Origin of the sequence: Cytobacillus sp. FSL K6-0265 (genome assembly GCF_038003465.1) — a bacterium.
Classification (GTDB): domain Bacteria; phylum Bacillota; class Bacilli; order Bacillales; family Cytobacillaceae; genus Cytobacillus; species Cytobacillus stercorigallinarum.
In genome coordinates, this window is record NZ_JBBOPE010000001.1 from 534,423 (window position 1) to 559,909 (window position 25,487).

The 25,487-nt window shown below is 37.2% G+C and carries 20 protein-coding genes and 2 pseudogenes; 16 read left to right on the forward strand and 6 right to left on the reverse strand.

Annotated features, from left to right (window positions below; all coding sequences use genetic code 11):
* The first annotated feature begins 31 nt into the window (after positions 1-31).
* The 3 genes from queF (at position 32) to MHH73_RS02860 (ending at position 2,285) form a co-directional block, all read left to right on the forward strand.
* Positions 32-532: a preQ(1) synthase gene (gene queF, locus MHH73_RS02850; RefSeq protein WP_191817354.1), complete on the forward strand. Its 501-nt coding sequence runs from the start codon at positions 32-34 to the stop codon at positions 530-532.
* Positions 529-1,152, forward strand: coding sequence for a queuosine precursor transporter (locus tag MHH73_RS02855; RefSeq protein ID WP_341064487.1), 624 nt, complete (start codon positions 529-531; stop codon positions 1,150-1,152). The genes queF and MHH73_RS02855 overlap by 4 nt, the downstream gene beginning before the upstream one ends.
* Positions 1,153-1,391: 239 nt before the next feature.
* Entirely contained in the window at positions 1,392-2,285 is an 894-nt protein-coding gene (locus MHH73_RS02860; RefSeq protein WP_341064489.1) for an SDR family oxidoreductase, read from the forward strand.
* 42 nt (positions 2,286-2,327) lie between these two features.
* Here the strand turns inward: MHH73_RS02860 and MHH73_RS02865 are convergent, their stop codons facing one another.
* Genes MHH73_RS02865 through MHH73_RS02890 form a run of 6 tightly spaced genes read right to left on the reverse strand, consistent with a single transcriptional unit; the run spans position 2,328 to position 6,456 of the window.
* Entirely contained in the window at positions 2,328-2,789 is a 462-nt protein-coding gene (locus tag MHH73_RS02865; RefSeq protein WP_341064491.1) for a hypothetical protein, read from the reverse strand.
* 15 nt (positions 2,790-2,804) lie between these two features.
* Positions 2,805-3,596 (reverse strand): hypothetical protein, encoded by a 792-nt coding sequence (locus MHH73_RS02870; RefSeq protein ID WP_341064494.1) that lies wholly within the window; start codon positions 3,594-3,596, stop codon positions 2,805-2,807.
* Between the two features lie 16 nt (positions 3,597-3,612).
* Entirely contained in the window at positions 3,613-4,326 is a 714-nt protein-coding gene (locus tag MHH73_RS02875) for a hypothetical protein (RefSeq protein WP_341064496.1), read from the reverse strand.
* Between the two features lie 18 nt (positions 4,327-4,344).
* Positions 4,345-5,784 (reverse strand): ribonuclease YeeF family protein, encoded by a 1,440-nt coding sequence (locus MHH73_RS02880; protein ID WP_341064499.1) that lies wholly within the window; start codon positions 5,782-5,784, stop codon positions 4,345-4,347.
* Positions 5,785-5,803: 19 nt separating this feature from the next.
* Complete coding sequence (locus MHH73_RS02885) at positions 5,804-6,082, reverse strand: YwqI/YxiC family protein (RefSeq protein ID WP_191817347.1); 279 nt, start codon at positions 6,080-6,082, stop codon at positions 5,804-5,806.
* Between the two features lie 23 nt (positions 6,083-6,105).
* Complete coding sequence (locus tag MHH73_RS02890) at positions 6,106-6,456, reverse strand: YwqH-like family protein (protein WP_191817346.1); 351 nt, start codon at positions 6,454-6,456, stop codon at positions 6,106-6,108.
* Between the two features lie 1,055 nt (positions 6,457-7,511).
* Between MHH73_RS02890 and MHH73_RS02895 the strand changes: the two genes are divergently transcribed.
* The 13 genes and pseudogenes from MHH73_RS02895 to MHH73_RS02955 all read left to right on the forward strand — a co-directional run bounded on the left by MHH73_RS02895 (position 7,512) and on the right by MHH73_RS02955 (position 25,487).
* Entirely contained in the window at positions 7,512-7,805 is a 294-nt protein-coding gene (locus MHH73_RS02895; protein WP_095370753.1) for a WXG100 family type VII secretion target, read from the forward strand.
* 70 nt (positions 7,806-7,875) lie between these two features.
* Positions 7,876-8,115, forward strand: coding sequence for an EsaB/YukD family protein (locus MHH73_RS02900; protein WP_191817345.1), 240 nt, complete (start codon positions 7,876-7,878; stop codon positions 8,113-8,115).
* Between the two features lie 13 nt (positions 8,116-8,128).
* Positions 8,129-9,421, forward strand: coding sequence for a type VII secretion protein EssB (gene essB / locus MHH73_RS02905; RefSeq protein ID WP_341064503.1), 1,293 nt, complete (start codon positions 8,129-8,131; stop codon positions 9,419-9,421).
* A gap of 23 nt (positions 9,422-9,444) precedes the next feature.
* The gene (gene essC, locus MHH73_RS02910; protein ID WP_341064506.1) at positions 9,445-13,920 is read left to right on the forward strand and encodes a type VII secretion protein EssC; all 4,476 of its coding nucleotides are present in this window, start codon (positions 9,445-9,447) and stop codon (positions 13,918-13,920) included.
* Positions 13,917-16,772 (forward strand): type VII secretion protein EsaA, encoded by a 2,856-nt coding sequence (gene esaA, locus MHH73_RS02915; protein ID WP_341064508.1) that lies wholly within the window; start codon positions 13,917-13,919, stop codon positions 16,770-16,772. The genes essC and esaA overlap by 4 nt, the downstream gene beginning before the upstream one ends.
* Entirely contained in the window at positions 16,759-17,235 is a 477-nt protein-coding gene (gene essA / locus MHH73_RS02920; RefSeq protein ID WP_191817341.1) for a type VII secretion protein EssA, read from the forward strand. Before esaA ends, essA begins: the two co-directional genes overlap by 14 nt.
* A 140-nt stretch (positions 17,236-17,375) precedes the next feature.
* A pseudogene (locus tag MHH73_RS02925) lies at positions 17,376-18,332 on the forward strand (T7SS effector LXG polymorphic toxin); the annotation flags it as partial.
* A gap of 276 nt (positions 18,333-18,608) precedes the next feature.
* Positions 18,609-19,166 (forward strand): polymorphic toxin type 15 domain-containing protein, encoded by a 558-nt coding sequence (locus MHH73_RS02930; RefSeq protein ID WP_341069635.1) that lies wholly within the window; start codon positions 18,609-18,611, stop codon positions 19,164-19,166.
* A gap of 14 nt (positions 19,167-19,180) precedes the next feature.
* The gene (locus MHH73_RS02935; protein ID WP_144454110.1) at positions 19,181-19,723 is read left to right on the forward strand and encodes a T6SS immunity protein Tdi1 domain-containing protein; all 543 of its coding nucleotides are present in this window, start codon (positions 19,181-19,183) and stop codon (positions 19,721-19,723) included.
* Positions 19,724-20,149: 426 nt separating this feature from the next.
* A pseudogene (locus MHH73_RS02940) lies at positions 20,150-20,435 on the forward strand (recombinase family protein); the annotation flags it as partial.
* A gap of 534 nt (positions 20,436-20,969) precedes the next feature.
* On the forward strand, positions 20,970-21,980 hold the full coding sequence (locus tag MHH73_RS02945) for an ABC transporter substrate-binding protein (RefSeq protein WP_191817365.1): 1,011 nt from the start codon (positions 20,970-20,972) through the stop codon (positions 21,978-21,980).
* Between the two features lie 470 nt (positions 21,981-22,450).
* On the forward strand, positions 22,451-24,154 hold the full coding sequence (locus MHH73_RS02950) for a transglutaminase domain-containing protein (RefSeq protein WP_341064513.1): 1,704 nt from the start codon (positions 22,451-22,453) through the stop codon (positions 24,152-24,154).
* 379 nt (positions 24,155-24,533) lie between these two features.
* Positions 24,534-25,487, forward strand: a complete 954-nt coding sequence (locus MHH73_RS02955) for an AAA family ATPase (RefSeq protein WP_191817363.1) — start codon at positions 24,534-24,536, stop codon at positions 25,485-25,487.

The window sequence follows — 25,487 nt, forward strand, 5'->3', positions numbered from 1 at the left end:
CTGAACGAAATCGATTCAAGGAGGCTTTTTTATGTCAGGAAGAAAAGAAGAACAAGGATTAACCGATTTAACTTTATTAGGTAATCAACAGACCCAATACCCATCAGATTACGCACCAGAAGTACTTGAGGCTGTGGACAGCTTACATAGCGGCAGAGATTATTTTGTCAAATTTAATTGTCCAGAATTCACGAGTCTTTGCCCCATTACAGGCCAACCGGATTTTGCCACGATGTATATCTCTTACATCCCTGATGAAAAAATTGTAGAAAGTAAATCATTGAAGCTGTATCTCTTTAGCTTTAGAAATCATGGCGACTTTCACGAGGACTGTGTCAATATTATTATGAATGACCTCATTAATTTATTGAATCCCCGTTATATTGAAGTCTGGGGGAAATTCACGCCTCGTGGTGGCATAAGTATTGATCCATGGTGCAATTACGGCCGACCTGAAACGAAATATGAAAAGATGGCAGAGCATCGGTTAATGAACCATGATCTCTATCCGGAAAAAGTGGATAATCGATGATTCTATATCTAAACGGCATCTATGTGGGTTTGCTTATATTAGCCAATATTGTTGCGGTGAAATTATTCAGTCTTGGCGATTTAGCGATTCTCCCAGCAGCAGTAGTCGTTTTTATTTTTACGTACCCAATCATTGATATTATCGTCGAGTTATATGGGAAAGAAGCTGGTAAACAAACGGTGAAGGCAGGTCTTATCACACAAATATTGGCGATTATCTTTATTATGATTACTATCCAGTTGCCTGCTGCACCCGTATTCGGGGAACAGGCATCATTTCAGGCGATTTTAGGTGGCAGCTTTCGTGTAATACTCGCAAGTCTTGTGTCTTATTTCATCAGCCAGCATATCGTTGTTTATGTTTTTCATAAGCTAAAGATGCGTCATGGAAAGAAGAAGCTATGGTTCAGAAATAATATGTCTGTGATGATTAGTCAAATTGTCGACACATCGATATTTATTACGATTGCTTTTTACGGAACGATTCCAACTTCAGCATTATTGGGATTAATTCTCTCACAATATCTATTTAAATTTATTGCTTCTATTTGTATCACACCGCTTGTTTATTTAGTTGTGCATATGATTCGTAAGCGTGAGTTACTCATGGAAAAAGCGTAATTCAATGAAAAATTGGAGTCTTGCTTCCTTTTATTTGGAGCAAGGCTTTTTTATACCGTGCAAAATTTAGGGTACAGAATTAGGTAGTTATCGATTTGTACAAAGAAAAAGGCGTTAATTATGTAGATATCACTTCTTATCTTTCAGCAATCGTACCATAGTTTAAAGAGCTAGGTATTTTCGCCTTTGCACCACCTTCTCTAAATGAAAATAATATGATGAGGAGGAGGGGAAACCTTATGGAAAGAGGAAAATACGGAAAAGAAACAAAATGTGAGGAGATTGTATTTAGTTTTCCTAAGCAAAAGCAGAATAGACAGCCAGGGATGGAATACGAAATGGTCCCAAGACCTATATATGATAATCCGCAATATAGAGGTACAGGCAAGCTAAAGGATAGAGTAGTAATTGTAACTGGTGGCGATAGTGGGATAGGGAGAGCAGCTGCGGTCGCTTTTGCGAAAGAAGGAGCGAATGTAGTCATTGCCTATTATGATGAACATCGCGACGCAGAAGAGACGAAACAGGCAATCGCTTATTATGGCGGGAAATGTCTTCTTATCCCAGGTGATCAAAGAGAGGAAGCGCATTGTCAACGAATTGTGGCAGAGACCATCCAAACCTTTGGCAGATGCGATGTGCTTGTGAATAATATCGCTGTACAGTATTTGCAAGATGAATTGACAAATATTAGCTCAGATCAGTGGAACGTAACCTTTGATGTGAATATTCGGTCGTATTATTATATGACAAAAGCAGCCATGCCTCATTTGAAAGATGGGGCCAGTATTATTAACACAACCTCAATTAATGCTTATATCGGTAGAAAAGATCTCATTGATTATTCAGCAACAAAAGGCGCAATTGTTAGCTTCACACGAGCGCTAGCTAATAACGTTGTAGACAAAGGCATTCGTGTCAATGCCGTTGCACCGGGGCCAATTTGGACGGCACTCCAACCTGCAAGCCAATCCCCGGAACAAATCCAAACATTCGGACTCGATGTCCCAATGAAAAGAGCAGGGCAACCGTATGAATTAGCACCCGTTTATGTCCTTTTAGCATCTGATGATGGCTCTTACATCACAGGTCAAACCATCCACGTTAACGGGGGAGATTTTGTTGGCTCCTAATAAAAAAGCCGAGCGACTTTAACTAAAAGTGCTCGGCGATTTTTAAGAACTTTTCTGTCCAGCTAGCTTCCCATTCAAAAATTCAATCGTTTCAGCAACCGTCTGCTTATAAGCAACTGCCTCGTGAAGCTGATAAATCGCTTGATTTTCAAGCGCTACCATCTCCTCAAAAGAAATCGTTCCGAACAAATTCTTAAAGGGGTGATCTTTTTTAAAGCGCTTTATCTCTTTCTTTATCTCTTCGGCATTAATTTCATTGATGATATAAAAAGGGAATTGTAGTTGTTTTTCATTCATGATCTCTTGAAGTTTTACACGTTGCTTTTCATTCCAATCGGCATCTAGTATTTCTGTTGTCATTTCTACGTTATCTAGGTCTCCGACAGGAAAAGCAAATTGGGTATCGTATGTTTCCTGACTTGATACTTTATCCGTGTAGCAGGAAACTGCATAATATTGGATCGTTGCTTTTTTTAGTTTTTTTAAATTGAACATACCTTCCATTATTAGCTCAGTCCTTTATACAGGGTGTTGCCCTTTTGTTCTTCTGACGACATCTAAAATATCATTTATTAGTGATTCACCGAAAGCTTGTTTTGCTTCTAAAAACTCTTGACCATTATGTTGTATCATCTTTAAAGTCCAATTATAAGAGGGTGAACTTAACACATGTAATCCTTCGATATTCCATTGCTTCTCTTGGTTATAAAACATCATTAGTCGATTCGTATGAATCTTTCGTTGAATGGATCTCCTGAAATGTTGAATAACGGAAGAATCATTACGATAACCATTATAGGTCGCCAAGTCAGATAAGTTATGAATTTTATCGTGCTTACAATACAATTGATAATCTTTAGGATGAACAAGAATTTTTTCTGAATCTCGTGTTGGTAGAGGCGTTACCCCCCTCAACATTTTTGGCAGTATAATATGTTGCCAAGTCCATTCCGGTGTATCATGGACATAAATCTGATAGTCGTCCTCATCAGTTACTCTTAAACATTGGATAACTTGTTTTTCTCCAAAATAAAATAAAGAGTGATCCTCCTCATCTGTCAATGTTTCTACAACGACATTTGTTCTCGCAATAATCCACATTGTATGAATAAAAGAGGGTTCAAAAGATAATTCCCCATCGATCAGGTCCACTAAATTCATTTCTCGAAGTTTTTTAAACGTAAATTCCCACTCTAAATCCATCTCAGCATCCGTGTAATTTAAGAAGGGATTAGTAATGCCAATGAGTGTCTTCGCATCTAAGATTTTCATTAAAAGACATATATCTTTCGTAGATAAAGTAGTATACATATGTCATCCTCCTTTACTACAGATATTTTTGGTTTCTTTTTGATTTTGGCAAGCCGAATTCGGGGTAAACCTGTTTTACAATTTCTTTATGCTTTTTTATGTAAAAATATTTGTGTATATAAGTGCTAAAAAAAGCGGTAAAAATAGACAGTAAACCAAATAAAAGTACATAAATGAGCATTCGGATGGAGTAGTCATAAATAAAGGTGAGAATCAATTGACCGATCACATAACCTATACCAGATGCTGCAACAATAGGAGAAATATTAATATTATTCCCTTTTGCTTGTAGCTTTCTATATGTACCCGTTTCAATCATTTTTATATTACCAAATTGTATACCAATAATAAGGGCTAAAAAGAGTATGAATCCTATCACAAAGGTAATCGTATGACTTTCTCCAAATATGTACGCACTTGATAATTTTTGAATATTCAAGAAGAATACAAAAGTGTTAATGATTCCATATACGCCAAAGAATAAATAGTAGGAGTGCTCATACTTATAAGGATCGAAAATATAGAGTATTGCCCATAAATGAATAAAGACAATGGGTATGATACCAGCTAGGAAATACCCATATGAAAATGGCTCTGATAATAGGGGAATAATGCCTACGACATCCAAGAATATCAGAAAGAAAACAATAATATTTCCCCTATTTTCTTTCGGTGATTGAAATTTAAGATAAGAGAGGATACTCCCGTCAATTTCTTGATGTTTTTGCAATGTTTACACCTCTTGATTTTATTTAAACCACGACCCGACTTTATCAATAAGACCTTTAGTTCCTTTTTTAATTGCATCCCCAACGGAATCAGACTTACCATCCCCATCAACATCCATAAATTTGAAATCACTTAAAACTGATGTGACGAGTACACCAACTGCTGCACCAGCAACTGCGCCTACAGCTACACCAACAGGGCCACCAAATGTACCAGCTAAAGCGCCTACTTTTGCACCAGCAGCTGCTGAAGCAGCGATAGAGGCACCAGCAACGGCAACATCACCGACAACATTACCGGTAATTTCACTTGCTGATTGATTATTTTGTACACCGTGTGTAATATTTCCTGCTACTGTAGCTCCAATACCAATATAGCCGAGTTTGTTGCTTGCCCATTTAAAAGAATCTTTCACAGCAGCTGCAGGATTAATTAACTTATTTAATTTGGGATGGTTCGTTACATTTGTGCCGGAATAGGTTTTTTTGTTAAAACCACCTAATTCAGGATTATCAATTTTGACTACTGGCTTTCTAACGCCTTGAGCAGTTACTCGGTGTGTATATGTGACTCCAAAACCTCTTCTTGCCAAATCAACTCTTTTAGCTGCACCGTAGGCAGTTACAGACGTAGCAAACAGGTTAGCCCCTGCATTAATAGGCTGATCTTTCCATTGATCAAAATTGACGCCAAATGTTGGCGTTGGATCCCATTCCATATTTAAATGATTAGGGTCTGTTGCATCAACAGCATAGCACATGGCTCGTGGATGATTATAAAAAGATTGCGTATTAGAAGGATTATTATTCATTGTTGTGCTTGTCATCGGATAGTGAACATTAGGATTATATGTATCTACTGATAGTGTACCATTATTAAATAGTGTCTGTATGTCATTTACATAGTTTTTCATCATTTGTACATTTTGATCTAGAGAATCGATTGTAGATTGTTGTTGTTGGTCAAATTGATTTAACTTTTCAATTGTTTGTTCAACATGGTTTTGTGAGGTGCGGACATCAGTGTTGAACTGTTGATCATCTAGTCTAGGCAAACTGACGATATCTTGGACTGAACTCATGGTTTGGTTCGCTTCGTTTGTTAGATCAGTAGTCGTGTTTCTTACTGCGTTTAATCCATTCTCCACATCATTCTGTAAAAAATGTTGCTTGATGAATCCATTTTGAGATGACTCCATTGCACTTAGGTCGCTCTTTATCGTTTGTAAATTGGATTTGTAATCATCTATAAATTGTTGAAAAAAAGTGATAAAGGGTTGATGCATATCTTGATAGAATAAGCGGATTGCCTGCCCGCCACTTCCTTTTAAGGAATCGGTAAGTGAACTGATATTTAAAATGGATGTTTCTATTTGACTTAGTTGTTCATTATAAACTTGAAGTTTATCTATTGTTTGGGAAAGACCATTATTAAATGTTAACGCATCTAACGTCTTCATATAATTTATACACCTTCCTCTACCTCATTTTTATGTAGGATGAAATTTGTTCATCTGCTTCTGATAAGAATGCTACAGATTGACGGGTGGATTGCTCGTTTTGTAGTAAAAGTGTTTTATATGTTTCAGTCACTTGGATAATCACTTGATTAAGTTGATTTAATCTATCTACTGTTGTTAACACATTATTTTGACCGATATCTGCAGGAAGGGAGGATTTTAGGGCATTAGCTGAGGTTTGTAATTTTGCTAATGCTTCTTCCACATCCCCTTTTATTAGTTTAATTTCTGTACTCATATTGCACCTCTCAATTTTATATCTTATTTTTGGTTTTTAGCGCGCTCTTGCGCTTCTAGATAAGATATCGTCTGTTGGATCGACTGAATTTCGCTTTGAAGGTTTTGTATCTTATTTTGCAAAGAATTAAAGACTTGATTGAATTGATTTCCTTGTATGTCATCGTAGCTAGAAAGCATGCTTTCTCTCTTTTGTTCAAATTCATTCGCGTTTTGACCATGCCATGTATGTGGTGTGAGTTCTGGTTGTAACACCGTTCTACGAAAGTGGGAAAATTCTTGCTGTGTACCTTCTAATTGCCCGTTACAAGTATGTAATCGAGCTAGCTCATTTTTTTTCTGTTGTAATAAGGCAGTATAGTAACTGATAGACATGTAATCACCTCAATTTTAATGACGAAAATATTAATCTTATAAAAACCACAGGGTAAATGTGATTAGAAAATTCACTGAATTAGTCACCCCTTTACTATATCATGGGAGAAATTGAACATAATGATGTAAAATACTTATTTTGGGAGATAGTCGATAGGAAAAATGAACTGTTTTTCTTAAATGTGTAAAATATCTACATAATGTGCAATATAACCTCTTTGATAAAGGTGAATATAAAAAAAATTGGTCGTTTTTTTCATTACCTATTCCTTTAAAAAGAAATATACGGAATAAAAGTGTAAATATACAAACAGAGATGATGTTAATTGCTATATCCATTTTTAGAGATATTAAACCTTTTCCTGTTAAAAAAATCAAATAATATGGTTTATAATCCCAATCGTTATGGTAAAAGATGGATGAAATAAGATTAGAAGGTAGGGTATATATTATACTTGAATGTATGTTCTTGATGATAGAATGATAATAAAAATGAGTCCATAGAGTGACATATCACGAGTTTAAAAGAAAATGAATTTTGTTGAAACAGATTTTTCATCCTTCTTAAGTATCTACAACAGAAAGCCAAATAAAACAAAAGTACTGTAGAGAAAAATCAGGAAAAAGCTATTCTAAGTTGAATATAGAAATAAACTTTGCCGCTTAACTTAAAAGAAATCCTTTTCTAATTTTAAAAAAGTCTATAAAATTATTTACATCAGTGAAAATAAAGATAGGAATAAAAGGAAGTGGTACAACGGATAACATACTACGGTTCTTAACGGGAATGATGAGTAACTTGTGAGCAAGCAAAGAAATATGAAGGTCCTTTACCATGTTGTTACATAATTATGGTAAACTTTGTAAATGGTGATAAAATGAATGTAGGAAAATAGATATAGGTTATTGGCTTTTTTATTGCTTTGTAAGCAAAATGAATGATAAGAATAGTAGTTAATTATTACTGTTTTTCAATTTTTTACTAGATATTGATTGACCTTATTATTGTGTATTTTTACAATTAAAATAACTTTGAGAAAAGGAGATGTTTTTTTATGTCAGGAATTATTCGTGTTACCCCAGCAGAATTAGAGGCTATGTCCGCCCGCTATAATAATGAAAGTTCACAGGTAGAAGATCAATTGTCTAGATTGGATAGAATGATTGATGAATTACAAAGTATGTGGGAAGGGGAGTCTAGCCGAGCTTTTGCTGATCAATATGTGGCACTAAGACCTTCTATTGTTGATATGCAGCGTTTATTAACTGAAGTATCTGTACAATTGAAAAATACTGGTCATGCTCTTGCGGATGCAGATAGCCAAATCGCTAGCCAAATTAGAAGTTAATTTTTCCTTAATAGTAGAGCGCCTTCCTAAAGGTAGAGGCGCTCTTTATCTGTATAAATGAGGTGTGTGTATGTACATAGAAGTGACGATTGATTTAAAGAACTATAATAAAGAACTGTTTGATTTAAGACTATCTAACTATCATACTGTGAAGAATCTTGTACATATTGTTTGGCAAGCTCAATCAATTAAAGAACAGCCAAGAGAAGGATATTGGTTAATGGTTTCGAATAAAAAAATGGTTGTTCCTGGAGAGAAGAAATTGGTTGATTGTGGAATAACAAATGGGGATCGTCTCGAAATTTTGTAAGGGAGCTAAGGAAATGTCACAAGAAAAGCAGACCTATTTAGAAGAACAGCTAGGTGCAGAATATAAAGTAAATGAAGACAAAATCAGTATTATTTTTCAAAAAGAAAAGATTAAATTAGATGATGAATCCGAAATTGCCATGCTGAATGAAGTTGGTTCATCAATAGAAAAGCAAATCATCTTCACAGAGGACGAATTGATCCTCGAGTTTCATAAACCTTCAAATTTAAAAACCTTTTCCCAATTAAAGAAATCCGATGAAAGAAGTCGGATGATTTTTGCTGCCCAATTAATTAAAAAAGTGAAATCTCATCGTTTTACTAGACTTCATTTATTCATTTGTCCAGATAATCTATTGATTGACGAGAGCCTCACGCCACATTTTCTTCATTATGGGGTGAAAGAGAGTCTTCCTCCCTATGAAAATGAACCTAAAGAGCAATTAAATGCGCTAAAAGCAACCATTGCTGCAGCAGTTGATGGAAAATATCAATTTAAGCAGTATTTGCAGTTTAATCAAACGATTGATTTAACCCCCTTAGCAGCTGATATTGTTGCAGCTGAGAGTGTGGATGAACTATTGCTTTATATACAAACAAAAATAAAACAACTAGAGAAAAATGACAAGCAATTCTTAAAAGTAGAAAAGAAAAAGTGGAAGGGTATGAAGTATACCGTTATTGGTCTAAGTGTTATACTCATCCCGCTTATTGTCTTTTCCCTATATACCGCTTTTATCACTCAACCAAAACAAAATGCTTATATTAAAAGCCAAGAATCCTTTCTAAAAGATGATTATAGTCAGGTCATTAATACTTTGTCAGGTTACGATGTCCCTGATATGCCAAGAGTGACACAATACCAGTTAGCGCATGCTTATCTCGTGAATGAATCACTTAGCGAGTCACAAAGAAAGAACATTCTAAATACGCTTACTTTACAAGCGGATCAACGTTATAGCCAGTATTGGATCTATATCGGCAGAGGAGAACCGGAGGAAGCGTTAAAAATTAGTCGTGAGTTGGAAGATTATGATTTAATCATGTATGCATTGATTCATTTTGAAGAAGCGGTTAAAGCGGATCAAAGTTTGGATGAAGAAGAGAAACAACAGCAGTTAAATGATATTCAAAACGAAAAGGAAGAATATGAACGAAATATGGAAGAGCAAGAAGAAGGTTCGTTATTAAATAATGAAGAAGAGGCTCAAGAGACATCAACGGAAGAGGAAACAACTGAAGAGCCACCTGTAGAAGAAAAAGAGCAGCCTCAACAAAAAAAGAAAGATGATGAAAGCAAGGAATAGTTGGAACGGAGGTGATTGTATTGTTGAAAAAAACGTTATGGCTATTTTACGGAAGCCATTATCAATCATTGGATTTAGAAAAGGTGCAATCAGAATATATATCGATAGGAAATAGCTTAAAGGATTCCATCACCCTTACGCAATTTCCTTCTGATCAAGAGGCATTACGATTAAAAGTAGCAAGTGACGGGATAACAATTTTTCAAAATGATGAAGAAATAGGCCATTTATCAGCTAGTAACACCGTAGCAGAATTGACTGTTTATCAGATGAATATACGATTTGTCATCACGACGAATCATTTTCAATCAGCTACTTATTACATAGGTGATGTGAATGAAATTACTTTATCGAATGAACAAGAAAAGGCGGATATAAGATTTAAAAAAGAGGCCAACAGTAAATCTTATACTTTTACGCTATTTAAGCGGGAAAATGCGTGGATGATTGAAGGTGGCGAGAAGACGGTTTATAAAAATGGAGAATGGCTAGAAGTTAGCGGTGCCGTTGCTGAAGGAGAATGGCTTTTTGCTCCTTTTTTGATGGTGCGTTTCATCGAGAGTGATGTGATAGAAGTAGCCGGATTAACAGCTGTTGAATCCACATTACCGTTGATGGCCCTACCTGAATCGGAAATGAAAAAGAAATATCCTACCTATAGAAGGACGCCGAGAATGATTTACGAAGCACCAGACGACAAGGTGCGTTTATCTTTTCCTTCGCAAGAGGCGGATGATTCTAATCGAGGCTTATGGTTGATTATTTTGCCACCGCTCGTCATGTTGATAGTGATGGGGGTCGTTGCCCTTATTCAACCGAGAGGGATATTTATCATCATTACGATGGTGATGTTTATGACCACATTAATTACTTCTTCTGTACAGTATTTTAAAGATAAAAGTAATCGAAAAAGAAAAAAAGCAAGGCGTTATAAAGTATATACCAATTATTTGGAGACGAAGAGAAAGGAGCTTCATGATTTATCTGAAAAACAAAGACATTATCTAACCTTCCACTTTCCTTCCTTTGAAAGAATGAAATACTTAACAGGAGAAATATCTGATCGCATCTGGGAGCGCACGTTAGAGAGCGAAGATTTTCTACAGTTTCGTTTAGGTATTGGTAGAGTGGAATCGAGTTATGACGTGGATTTAAACGCAAGTGATATGGCGAATAGAGAAATGGATGAACTTGTCGAACAATCGCAAGCATTAGAGAAAGTATATAGCCATATTGAAGATGTACCGGTTGTAGCAAGCTTATCAGAAGGCCCAATCGGCTTAATTGGTAAAGCATCCGTGATGAAAAAAGAAATCCATCAAATGATTGGTCAATTATCTTTCTTTCACAGTTACCATGATATTCGGTTTGTGTTCATTTTTAATGAGTCTGAGTATAAAGAATGGGAATGGGTGAAATGGTTACCTCATTTTAGACTCCCCCATATGCACGCACGAGGGCTTATTTATAATGAACAAACGAGAGATCAATTATTATCTTCTATTTATGAAATTATTCGAGAGCGTGACTTGGAAGAGGATAAGGAGAAAATAAGGTTTTCTCCGCATCTTGTTTTTGTCATTACGAATCAACAATTAATTTCTGATCATGTCATACTGGAGTATTTAGAAGGCAATCATCAGCATTTAGGTTTTTCAGTTATTTTTGCAGCAGAGTCGAAAGAAAATTTAACAGATAATATTTATACCCTTGTCCGCTATATAAACGCGCAAGAAGGGGATATTCTTATCCAAAAGAAAAAAGCAGTCACCATTCCTTTTCGTCTCGATGATCATCAGCAAAATAGCAATGAAATTTATGCAAGGTGGTTGAGAACACTCGATCATCAAACAGGGATGACCAATTCAATTCCACAAAGTGTTTCTTTCTTAGAGATGATGAATGTGCATGATGTGGATCAATTATCGATAACAGATAATTGGTTGACGAGGGAATCTGCTAAATCTTTAGCTGTTCCGGTTGGATTGAAAGGGAAAAATGATTATGTTTACTTGAACCTACATGAGAAAGCTCATGGTCCACACGGATTACTTGCCGGTACAACGGGGTCAGGGAAAAGTGAATTTCTCCAATCTTATATTTTGTCGTTAGCCGTTCATTTTCATCCGCATGAGGTGGCCTTCTTATTAATTGACTATAAAGGTGGGGGAATGGCCCAACCATTTAAGAATATGCCTCATTTGTTAGGAACCATTACAAATATTGAAGGAAGTAAAAACTTTAGTGCGAGGGCATTGGCTTCTATCAGAAGTGAATTGAAGAGGAGACAGCGCTTGTTTGATCAATACCAAGTCAATCATATAAATGATTATACGCGCCTTTATAAAAAACAAAAAATCAAGGAACCATTGCCACACTTGTTTCTCATATCAGATGAGTTTGCTGAGCTAAAAAGTGAAGAACCTGAATTTATTAGAGAACTAGTCAGTGCGGCACGTATTGGTAGAAGTCTTGGTGTCCATTTAATTTTAGCGACGCAAAAGCCGGGTGGAGTCATTGATGAACAAATTTGGAGTAATGCCCGATTTAAAGTGGCTCTTAAAGTCCAAGATGCCAATGATAGCAAAGAAATCTTGAAAAACGCTGACGCAGCTTCCATCACCACTACTGGTAGAGGGTATTTACAGGTAGGCAATAATGAGGTATATGAACTATTTCAATCTGCTTGGAGTGGGGCACCGTATATGGAAGATCATTCCGAGGTAGAAGATGAGATTGCGATTGTTACCGATTTAGGATTATCACCGTTATCTGATATTTCCGCTAGTGAGAAAGTGAAAAAGGATAGTGTGACTGAAATAGAAGCAGTAGTGAATAGAATTGAAGAAATTCAACAAGAGTTACATATTCAGAAATTAAGTAGTCCATGGCTTCCACCATTAAAAGAAAGAATGATTAGAGAAGAATTTTCATCGGATGTACAGTCACAAATTCATTTTGCACTTGTGGATGAGCCGGAAAAACAAAGCCAGTATCCTTATTCTTATCATGTGATGGACGGTGGCAATATCGGCGTATTTGGTTCCTCCGGATATGGAAAATCCTATACAGTTCTAACATTACTAATGAGTATGGCAGAAAGGTACAATCCGGAAGAATTACATTATTATTTAATGGATTTTGGCAATGGAACACTACTCCCATTAAGACAACTTCCGCATACAGCTGACTTTTTCTCAATGGATGATGAAAGAAAAATTGAAAAGTTTATGAAGATGCTGAAGAGCGAGATTGCCAAACGTAAGCAGCTTCTACAAGCTTATGAAGTAAGCAATATTAAAATGTACAATCAGATGAGTGAAGAAAAACTGCCGATGATTTATGTTACGGTTGAGAATTTTGATTTTATTAAAGAAGAAATGCAAGATTTAGAACCATTGATCAATCAATTTGTACGTGACGGTCAATCATTGGGCATTTATATGATACTAACAGCTACCCGAATTACATCTATTCGCCAAGCCGTGATGAATAACTTGAAAATGAAGGTTGTCCACTATTTACTCGACCAAAGTGAGGCATTCTCGATTCTTGGTAGAACAGAATTCAGCCCAGAACCTATTCCGGGAAGAGCGATTATTAAACGAGAAGATGCCCAATTCACACAAGTGTTCTTACCAGCTAACGGCAAGGATGATATGGAAGTATTAGAGAACATAAGGATGCAAGTGAGCGAAATCAAAGAGAAAAATGCGCATTATCAGGCACCAGCTGCGATTCCGATGCTTCCAAATGACTTAACGGAAGTAAACTTTAAAAATTATTTACAAGGCTCTATACCAACATGGTTGATTCCGATTGGTTTAGATGAAGAGTTTGTCCACCCTGTAAATGTGAACTTCGAAACCATGAAGCATTGTATTGTCATGGGCCAAGGACAGAAAGGGAAAACCAATGTCCTAAAGGTCTTATTGAATGCATTATTAGATCGAGAAGTGGATGGATTAGCTATTTTCGATTCATTTGATCGATCATTAGCCAATTATGCTGACGATGATAAGGTTAGCTATATTGAAACGAAAGAACAAATTACAGATTGGCTAACATCTATCGAGGCGGTTCTTAAAGAAAGAGAAGTTGAATATGTAGCAGCCGTCCAATCAGGACAACTAAATATACAATTTACGCCTATTTCACTTGTTGTCGATGGATATGCGAGATTCTCTCAAACATTAGATAGCTTACTGCAAGATCGCATGGCAAAATTGATTCGCAACTATAGTCATTTAGGATTCAATTTAATTGTTGCAGGAAGTAGTAATGATGTTTCGAAAGGATATGATTCATTAACAACTGAGGTGAAACAAATTCGCCAGGGAATTTTATTAATGAAGAAATCTGATCAGACTTTGTTCACTCTTCCTTACGATAGAAAAGAAGTAGATATTCAAGCAGGTTTCGGTTATTACGTTACAAATGGTAAGGAAATAAAAATGAAAATACCATTATGTCAAACAGAAAGGAAGGTGTACTCGTGACTGGCAAAGTAGGATATATTGTAAAAATGCTTATCGTGATGGTTTTAGTTCTAGGTACGCCAATCATATTTTTCAGTTCTATTGGTGATAACCCTCTAACTGTTCGCACGAATGAAACAAGAAATATAGCCATTGTAAATGAGGATATTGGCGCGGAAAAAGGCGAGGGTGAAATATCTTTTGGTAATGAAGTCACTTCCGTTTTATCTTCTGACTCGTCCTTTGATTGGACAGTATTAAGTAGAAGTGCAGCTGTCAATGGACTAAAAAATAAACAATATGATGCGATTATGTACATCCCATCAGATTTTTCTAGTAATATCTTAACTTATGAAAACTTAACGCCTGTGAAGGCTGAATTTCAATTTACCATACAGGATCAGTTAAATGCTGTAAACAGAGAAAGTGTCCTACGGGAAATCGATAATGCGACAGCACGTGTGAATTCCAGTATTTCTACACTTTACTGGAGCTATGTTTCACAAGATTTAGAAGGCGTAAGAAGTAAGTTTGATGGCATTCTTGAGAAGGAAATCGCCTTTCAAAATACGATGTATGCTTTTTACGCTCCTAGTTCTGAAACGTTAGCGACAGAGATTGAACGGCAAAAAAGCATGTTAGAGGGGATTCAATCCTCGTTGGCTTCTAATGAGGAAATGACGACATCTAACACAGATCAAGTACAACAATTTGAACAATCTTTAAGTGCATTTGTTGAATACGTAGAGCAATATAAACAATATCAAACAGAACAACAAGAATTATTACAGCAATTGCAAAATGATAGCATGGGTATGGTAACAGCAGCTATTAATGAGCAAAACCCTCGCTATATGGAATTACGTAATTATTTGAAAGAGCAAAGCGATGAATTATCGAAAAACTTTGGTGTATTAGGCACAAGAATGTCTGATAACAATCAAACGATGGCGGAATTATCCGCTTATCGAATTGAACAAGTAGCGAAACAAAGAGATGCATTTTTGGCACAGCGAAGCAATGAAGAAAACAGCCAACAAAGTAATCTTATTCAGCGTCTATCGGAATTAAAGGGACAACTTTCTGATGGATCGCAAGAGGATCCTACGCTTCCAGAAGAGCCAGTAGAGGAAGTCCCGGATACCGAAGAAACCCCTGAGAATCCTGGCGAGGGAGAAGGGGAACTACCTGGTGAAGAACAGTCTATTGACACAGAACGAGCCAAGCTTGCTGAAGTCGCTGCAACAATCAATGAAGTTCAGGCGAGCTTAGTGGGTGTTAATGACCCTCCGGTGGAGCAAATCACGCTAGCTATTGAGTCTTTAGATGCTTTAACAGGAGAAATCAATACAGTTAATGAAAACTTAAGAATAATTGGTGAACGGGAAAATCCTTTAGAAGGTACAGTTGAAGAATTAAGAACACAAGTCGCACAACTTCAACAGCAAGTAGTAGACTTGCAGACACGTAATCAAGAATTGACAGAGAAGTTCAGAGAGCAATATTTAGACCTCTTTAGGAATCGTTTAAAACCTGTACTAGATGAAATTGAGAAGAAAGAGGCACAAATCATACAATCTAGTCATCTTTCTGAAGGTCAAAGAGGGCAATTGCAAGGCCTATTTTCACGTGAAATAGTTAATAAAAATCCAGAAGTGGTAATGAATTATCATGCTACTCTTGTGAAATTTGAAAATGCGATCAATAGCAGCCTGAGAAACGACAAAAATTATCAAGCGTTTATGACACAGCTTAATCAAGTGCTCGGTATAAAAGAAGAAGAGCAGGCGATATTGGATGAATTATTATTAGAAATGCCAGAAGCAAATGAAAGACTTACCGTATTAAAAGAGGAAACGGCTACTTTCTTTGATGGCTACCAAAATAATATGCAAACGATGCAGGATAAAATTAATGAGGAACTTGGCTCTATTCAAGAAAGTGCAGACAGTGTGATGCAAAAAATGCTGTCGGTAATTGGAGAAGCACCGGTACAAGGAAATGAAGCGCTTGGTGGTGTTTCATTAGTAAACAATCAGCAATCGATTAGTGAAGGCTTACTGACAATGAATGATGCCATTAATACGATTGGAGAGAGCCAAAGCAATGTTGTGTCGTATACCGATGAGTTACATGGGAAAGTGGAAAGCGTACAACAGGATGCGAACCATTTAAATGAAAAATGGTCAGAGAATGTAGAGACAACACAAATGTATCGCGATGATATTTTCTCTGTACTCGGAAATACATTCGTTGATGGACAGAAGAACGGTCAAGTGTATCAATATTTAGCCAATCCATTACAAGCCAATGGGGAAGTTGCAGCTAAACAAGAAGAGAAGAAAGTACCTCCTGTCGTTGTACTCGTCATTGTGTTAATTAGTAGTCTCTTAATCGGTTACTTTAGCTATTACTTTACGCATTCACCAAAATCTGTACGTGCAGCGATGTTTATTTTATTAAACTTAGTCGTTGGTCTTATCATTAGCATGTACGGCATGGATATCTATCCTTTAGCTGAGCAAGGAGCTATTCAATGGACGATATTTACGACACTACTATTAACAGCAACTGCTTTAGTTGTAACGATTAGTTTTTCTATTAGTCGATTAGTTGGTTGGTTAGCAAGTGTTGGTTTGGTCATCTTCTTTATCAGTCCATTATTGGCACTAATCGCGCCGAATATTGGCTATGAAGACCCAATGTCCAGTGTGTATTTGTCCATTCAATACGGACCAGATACATTATTTATCCCAGCGGTGTTATTGCTAACATCCATTATCGTCTTACTTGCTTGTATTCCTTTAGTGATTCAGTACTTTAAAAATAGAGATAAAACAAATGATGATGTGGAAAATAATGAAGCTTCTTAAAGCAACAATAATTGTTTGCATTCTGACGATCACCTGTAGCGTTCAAGATGCCACCGCATCACCTAATATTGATTCGTTAGTACCTAATTCTTATGAAAAACAAGAATTCAACGACAATAAAGACCTGCTGAGAAATGGCGAGACGAAGGAAACGAAACAAATCTCTGAGGAGAAGCAAGCATTAACTTTTGAAGAACGTAGTATCAATGATAATGAGAATTTAGTTGATACTCTGTTCTCTAATGTATCAGAGCCAAGAAAAACAGTGGCTCTCCAAGCAGAACAATATCAGTTATTCTCAGATGAAGCCTCTTCCGTTGCTACTATCCAACCAGAAGGTGAGGACGAAGATGGTGGATTACGTTTGCAAACAGTTTATCTCATCATTCTCGCCATTGCGATTATTACGATTCTAGCATTACTCGTACCTAAAATGGCACAAGGTCAACCATCCTCTAAATAGAGGATGGTTGACTATTATAAGTAGAAAGCAAATGAAAAAACCAACAAAATAGACCGCCAAAGTCACTTTTTAAAAAGAAAGAACATTTCGACTGACGATGGTATGGTTTTATTTGAAAATAATCTGCGGGGTGAAATATAATGAAGGTATTAGACGCAGAAGAACTACATACAGACATTGAAAATACGTTAAGTGGCTTGCGACGTTTAAACAACCAGCTGGCAAAGACGGAAGAAAGTATTCTCTCACTTACAAGTTTAGAAGAGGAACTAAAAGGAGACGGGGGAAAATCAATTCGGGCGTTTTACAAGGATGTGCACCTTCCTTTCCTTCAATCAATGAAGGCAATGATTGAACACTATGAAACGACCTTAAGAGCGCTTACCCAATCACTTCGATCTCTAGATTCATCCAGTCGCGCACTTATAAGAGAGAGTTTCTTAGAACACGACCTATCTCAAAGCATCAGAAGAACAGAAAACATCACAAGCGACTTAACAGACGAAGGCAACCGCACCATCCAATCAGTCGGTGATATCGTCTCCTTGCCGCGGTTGGATGATAACCGTTTACACCAACATGCCGAGTCGGCCAACAATCAAATCAAACAAACCGTGGAAAGATTACATCAATTCGACCAACAACAAACAAGTAAACTAGAAGCAACTGCCCAAGACTTATCAAGGCTCAAAAGCACGATCAGCGAGATTCAAACCTTATTCCAAAATGGTAAACTAAGTTTATCAACCTATCAGCCCAACCAGCTTGCTAGCCTGTTAAACAACCCAGTCATTGGTGGCATGTCATTATCACAAGCATACGGCCCAATGGCACTTGGCATGATGCCAGCCTATGCCCCACTTTCATCGATGAACTTTGCCTTTGGTGGTCAGCCGATAAAGGATGTCGAAAAGAATCAATCAACCTTAGGCTGGATTTCGACGGGTTTAGACTTTGTACCAGTTCTTTCTAATATCAAAGCCGGTATCGAAGCCGCCACAGGAACCGACTTCATCACCGGAAGAGAAATCGGCAACCTAGAAAGAGCTGCCCTCGTCGCCGCAATCTTCGGTGGACCACTCGTCAAAGGCGGCATCAAAGTCGTGAAGTGGGGAGGAAAACTCTTCAACAAGTTCAAGAATGTCCTCAACCCCAAAAAAGTCAAATCAGTAGTCGATGGTATCTTTAGCAAGGTGACCCAAGGATTTAACGCCTTAAGAAACACAGCCGCTGAATTGACGAAAAAAATGGCGGACATACGGATACCGTTGCCGGTGCAGAATCAGTATGCGCTGGCGGGTGGCGGTGGTGCATCAAACTGGGGCTTTAGATCAACAACAGTAGGCGAAATGGCATCTGGCACAATGGTGAGAATGAGTAGTTCGGTTAGGGATGGGGTTGGTAAGGGTACGGGTAATGTAAAGCATTTGGATGATGTACCAAGAATAAAAGAAGTTGAAGTTAATTTTAAAAGAAATGATAAACATGACTCCGAAGAGTTTGCAAGACAATTGAAAGACCAAGAAAAAGGTATGAATGAACTAACAGTTGATGAGTATTTAAAAAATCGTGAGAAGTATATTGAACAAGGGCGTGCAATTGAAGGTAACGCTGCACAACAAGCTGCTAGGGAAGAAGCTTATGTACAAAAGATAAATGAACTACAAAGAGAAGGATTAACGTTATCGAAAGCTAAGAAACAAGCTAAGGAGTGGTTAGATACTCAAGCTGCACTTCACAACCCAGACCAAATAGCGGGAGGAAAGGCAGAAGTAATAGGAGGTTTGGGAGATAAGAGAATAAATTCATCAATAGGTAGTCAATGGCGGTATAGGATTGATATTGTTGATGAACAAATCAAGGAATTAGCAAAAAGTATGACACCAGAACAACTAAAAAATACTTATTTGAATGTGAAATTAACACATTAGTGGGAGGAGTATAAATGGAAAAATACTTAAAAGATTTTAAATTGCATAATAAAGTTCCGAGTGAAATCATTGAAAAATATATGCAACTGGTACCAAATGAAATTATAGATTTATGGAGTAATTATGGATTTGGTACATTTATGCAAGGGTATTTTAAAAGTGTAAATCCAGAGGAATTTAAAGAGATTTTGGGAGAGAGTAGTCAAAGATACAAGGATTCAGTTGTATTGTTTGCTACAGGTATGGGTGACCTAGTTATTTGGTCAGATGGATATGTTAGACTACTTAATTACAGGTATGGTGTGGTAAAGACAATTATGTTTACATTTGAATTTTTCTTTCAAAATATTAATGATTTGGAATTTAAAGATGAAGATTTGTCTTGGCAACCTTATCCCGAAGCCCTTAAACAATATAGTGAGTTAGATTATGATGAGTGCTTCGGTTATACACCGCTATTAGGTTTAGGTGGAGCAGAAAAAGTAGAGAATCTAAAAAAAGTCAAACTGAAGGAACATATTCTTATTATTACTGAATTTATGGGACCAGTTCAGTAATATTCGGGAGTATGTTACAGAATTAACTATAAGCACTTGATTGCCTTATTAGGAATCAGGTGTTTTTGTTTTTTTAGAAATCTTAACTTTGGACGATATTGGATATTGCTTTACTGAAATTCATAGCTCATGAAGGTAGTACCACCATGGAGTATTGATTTTATATTTGGATTTTGTGAGAAGTACGATAAATAGGCGAGATGACATTTTACATGGCAGCGGTAGTTATGACATGGATTGGCTAATAAACTAACGAGAATGACAAAACTCGTGACGATAAACAATGGATAACGTGAAGGGCGTTCTATTACTGCTTTGGATTAAAAAATTTGGGTTGTGTTTTTACTAAAGACGGCCGTATAATACTCGCTATTCGTTTAAAAAGCGTTACATAAATTTTAATTTTCGTAACGGGAGGGTGAAAAGTTGAACGTTGTTGGGTATATACGAGTCTCAACTCAAGGGCAGGCAAGAGATGGATATAGCCTGAAATATCAAGAAGATGAAATTAAAGCATATTGTGATGAACAAGGCTTGAATTTGATACACATTTTTAGGTGAAGAAGGAACTAGTGGCGCAAAACTAAATGAAGAAGCATTGGAAATAGACAGGGTGGGCTTACAGGAGATGTTGGCTCACCTTTCTTCTGTCCAAATTAATTCTGCGGTGGTGTTAAACCCAAGCAGGCTTTGGCGCTCGGATATTGTTAAGGACTGATCAACGCGAGTTGTTGATGAGCAAATTAATTTGGATTAATATAGCTATTTGGTTATATTAGACTTCAATCATTTTAGACTAGTAATAGGCATTTACAACTCAAAACTATATTAAAAGCCGTCGATCCACAGGAACTGTAAATGCATCTTAGAATGAAATAAGGCACTTAAGGTAGTCTCTAATAATAGTTTTAGATTATTTTTTTCAGTGTCGGCTCATGAAAATAGAGAAAAACAATTGGAATGGGCCTCCCAAAGTATTTGATTGCCAACTAAAGGAACCACGTACTTTTTGTAATTTAGGAAAAGTAACGTGGGAATATTAGACAAAATAACCAATACCTCACTCACTCTTTTCCAACAAAAAAATCAATGCAAAAATTGTAGAACTTTCAATAAAGGAATATTCCTATCCATAGAGAATGTCTTGTGATGAAAAGAAATATCGCGATAAAGTTTATTGCTTTAAATCAAGAAAGCGTGTTATTATCAAAATATTAAAAAAGTTAGTAAGTGGGGGAGTTAGGTCATGAGGAAATTATTGGCAGGTTTGATTGGTAGTTCAATGCTGCTTCTTAGTGCATGTGGTTCTTCAGGTGCTGATGAAGCAAGCAGCAGTGGAGACAATGAAAAAGAGCAAGAGGTTGTTAAGATTGGTATAACACAGATTGTTGAGCACCCTTCATTAGATGCAGCCAGAGAAGGCTTTATTGCTGCCTTAAAGGATGCGGGTTATGAAGAAGGAAAGAATTTGGAGTTGGATTATCAGAATGCACAAGGTGATGCAAATAATAATATGTCCATTGCGCAAAATTTGGTTAATGACGACAATGATTTAATTCTTGCGATTGCAACAGCTAGTGCTCAGTCAGTAGTACAATCGACAAAAGATATCCCCATTTTATTCACCGGAATTACCGATCCACTTAGTGCAGACCTTGTAAAAGACTTGGACAAGCCAGGTGAGAATGTAACAGGCACTTCTGATACTCACCCTGATGCGATAAAAAATACCATTGCTTCTATTAAAAAGTTTGTTCCAGAGGCGAAAACGGTCGGTATTATCTATAACGATGGAGAGGCCAATTCAATTGTAAACGTCGAAAATGCGAAAAAGGCGTTAGAAGAAAATGGGCTAGAATATGCACTGACTGCGATTTCCACTAGTTCAGAAGTCAAACAAGCGGCAGAGTCACTTGTTGATCGCTCCGATGTCTTTTATATTCCAAAAGACAATACCGTTGTTTCAGCTTTAGAATCAGTCATCACAGTGGCCAATAAAGAAAAAATCCCTACATTTGTTGGTGAAAGCGATTCAGTCGAAAGGGGTACATTCTCTTCTTATGGCTTTGAATACCATGATCTCGGTTATAAAACAGGTGAAATGGCTATCGAAATATTAAATGGGAAAAACCCCGGGGACATTCCCGTCGGATTCCCAGATAACTTGGAATTGATCGTTAATAAATCGGCTGCCGAGAAACAAGGTGTTGAATTAACTGATGAACGATTAGAAGGGGCTAAAGTCATAGGTGATTAATTTAAGCCATGTTAAAGGGGTGTAGTTACTATTCTACACCCTCTTTTTATATGAAATCGATGTCTATTTTTGTAAACAGTTTTTTACGGAATTAAATAGTTCATCCAAGAAATATTTCAAGTGAAGTAATGTCTTTGCGAATAGGGTGTATTATTCAATTAGTATATAAAACTAAAATCCATTTGATTACAAAATTCATTAACGTTTATATGAGTATATTTGATGAATAAACGACTTTTGTTTACAAAATGATGCAATCACTCCAAGACTAATCCATCTATATCCACATTTACTCCTTTCTCCTTATGTAAATCAAAGTAAATTCTTTTATTGTTATAGATATAGAGGATAGAAATGTAAAAAAAGGGGTAATTGGATAGAGAAACTTTTTACCTTTTGTATCGTAAGTATGATTGAACTGATATTTATAATGATACGTTTGATAATTTTGGGTTCGTAAGGAGGTTAACATGTTAAAACGAGTTTCGTTGTTTCCTATATTACTTGTGATGGCGGGTGTGTTGCTGGTCGGCTGTAATGATAAGGGAGCCGTGAGTGGCGAAGATGTGAAAAAACAGGTTGATCCGTATGAACAGTTAGTGGAAGAAAAGAATAAAGAGTTAGAGCTAGCGCCTTTGACGTTAACGACGTATAGTGATGAAATTGGTGCGTCGTTTGTTTCGCCAGAGTACCGGGAATTTGCGGCGAATGGTACGGTGACGATTGAAGGAAGTATCGAGGATTACCGGGGATTGAAGTCTGATTATGCATGGATTATTGTGACGGCAGAGGAAGAAGGAGTTGCCGGAAGAGAACATGAATATTATGCGCCCATAAAAGATGGTCAAATCAAGCAGGATATTCAGTTTTTTAATGGTGAAGGAACGTATCATATAAAGGTACAATTACCCGATGATGAGCGGGAGAACTATTATTATGAAACAGTGCGGTTTACTGTCCATAATGTGAATCCGGATATGAAAAGAGATGTGACGTATACACCGTATGGTCAAGAAGTAGGACTTTCATTAGGGTTTGATACAAGCTTCTTTGAAGCAGAACAAACTTTCCCATTAAAAGGTGTGGCAGAAGGGTTGGATGAGGAAGATACGGTGATGCTTCGCGTGTCGAAGGGAACGGATAATTGGAATCATGTCCTCGCTGTTAATCAAGAGCACCAATTTGCTTATGATGTGCCCCTCTTTTATGGAGAAGGCTTGCATAAAGTGGAGGTCATGGTACCGGATGGTGACCGAGAGAATTATTATCAAACGGCTACTACTCTTATGGTGAATAATACGTCTCAGCAAACGATGAAGCCTATCGAGTTCTCTAGTCTTTATAATGAGCGAGGGGTGACTTTAGAAACGCCTGCGTACAGTGGAGATGAATCGAGTGGGGATTATACCATTAGCGGAATGATTCAACCTGAGGCAGAATTAGCGAGTGACACAACCCATCTTTATGTCTCGAGTAAAAAAGGGGAGGATACGGCATTAGATGTGATCCCTATTCATGATTTTCGCTTTGACGATTCCTTTTATTTAAGGTTTGGACCAGGTACTTATGATATTACAGTTAGTGTACCTGAGATTACGAAAGAAAATAGTGATACCTTTCGCTTTTATAGCGTAGCTAAATTTCAGGTGGAAAATAGCGGTGAAGATCGTCGGGATTTGTTACCATCTCGTGGGGTTGAGTCCGACCATCCAAAGATTGTTAGTTTAGCAGAAGAGCTGCTACAAGGGGTGGAAGGCGACCGGGAGAAAGCAAAGGCGATTTATGACTATGTGGCCGAACATATCGCCTATGATGTGGAGAAATATAATACAGATGACTTTCAATGGGATGACAGCGCATTAAAGGCATTAGAAACGAAAAAAGGTGTTTGTCAAGACTATGCCTACTTAGCGATTGCTTTACTGAGGGCAAGTGAAATGGAAGCAAGGTTTGTGGAAGGGAATGCCGGTTCTGGCTTTACAAGGGGGGCACTTGGTGGCCGCCATGCTTGGGTAGAAGTGAAGGTGGATGGTGAATGGCTGACAATGGATCCTACTTGGGGTTCTGGTTATGTAGAAAATGATACCTTTGTTGCTGCCTATAACGAAGACTATTTTGACCCGGAACAAGCCTCTTTTGAGGAGACCCATTATCGTACGGGTATATCTTATTAATAAAAAAACGACATTCTGATTGTGAGTGAATGTCGTTTTTTTATGGCTTATTTATGTTAAAAATGGATGGATTCGTTAATCCTCACGATTTACCCATTAGCTATGAACATTTATATAACCAACTTCAACCAAGTCTGTATGATGTATCTTAAGTGTTAAATCATATAAAATAAGAATCATAAATGTTTGTTCTTTGTGTTTGGTGCAGTGTGTTGATCCATCAATTTGATTCCTTCTCCTTTTTTCCTAATTAATAGGAAGAAAGAAGATGAATTTGTGCGAAGAATGGTAGATTTCACAGGAATTTAGCAAGATTTAGCGAATAAGAGTATAACTAAGGAATGTTTTGCCCTTTATTAAAAAATCAGGAGGATGGTCAATGAATCATAAAATGAATCCGGTTGTCGAGCAAGTGCTCATTAATATAGATAAAGTAATGATTGGTAAAAGAGAAGTGGCAGAGTTGAGCTTAGTTGCCTTATTATCTGGTGGTCATGTGTTACTTGAAGATGTGCCTGGTGTTGGTAAGACGATGATGGTTCGAGCGCTGGCAAAATCGCTCGGCGCGAACTTTAGAAGAATTCAATTTACCCCTGATTTATTACCATCGGATGTGACAGGTGTTTCAATTTATAATCCGAAAGAAATGGCATTTGAATTCCGCCCTGGTCCAATAATGGGTCAGATTATATTAGCAGATGAAATCAACCGGACATCCCCTAAAACACAATCTGCCTTACTAGAAGGGATGGAAGAGAAGAGTGTAACAATTGATGGCGTGACTCATCAATTAGGTAGCCCTTTTTTTGTTATGGCGACGCAAAACCCGATTGAATATGAAGGAACCTACCCTCTTCCAGAAGCGCAGCTTGACCGTTTTCTGTTAAAAATGCGTATGGGCTATCCTGCAGGGACAGAAGAGATTGAATTATTAAGTCGCGTTCAAAGTGCACTCCCGATAGAAGAAATACAGCCAGTAATGGAGTTAGAACAACTGCGAGACATGCAGGCGAAAGTAAAAGAGGTGTATGTCGACCATTCCATTAAAAGCTATATTGTCCATATGGCTGAGCAAACAAGAAACCATAAACATGTGTATTTAGGCGTTAGTCCTAGGGGGTCTATTGCTTTAATGAGAGCAGCACAAAGCTATGCGTTTATGCATGGAAGAGATTTTGTCCGCCCTGATGATGTACAATACTTAGCCAGTGCGGTCTTTAGTCATCGCATAATTCTCAAGTCAGAAGCAAAATTTGAAGGGATCAAGGCAGAACAAGTGATTGAGAAGATTATCGATGTTACACCGGTACCAGTGCAAAAGGCAGTGAAATAG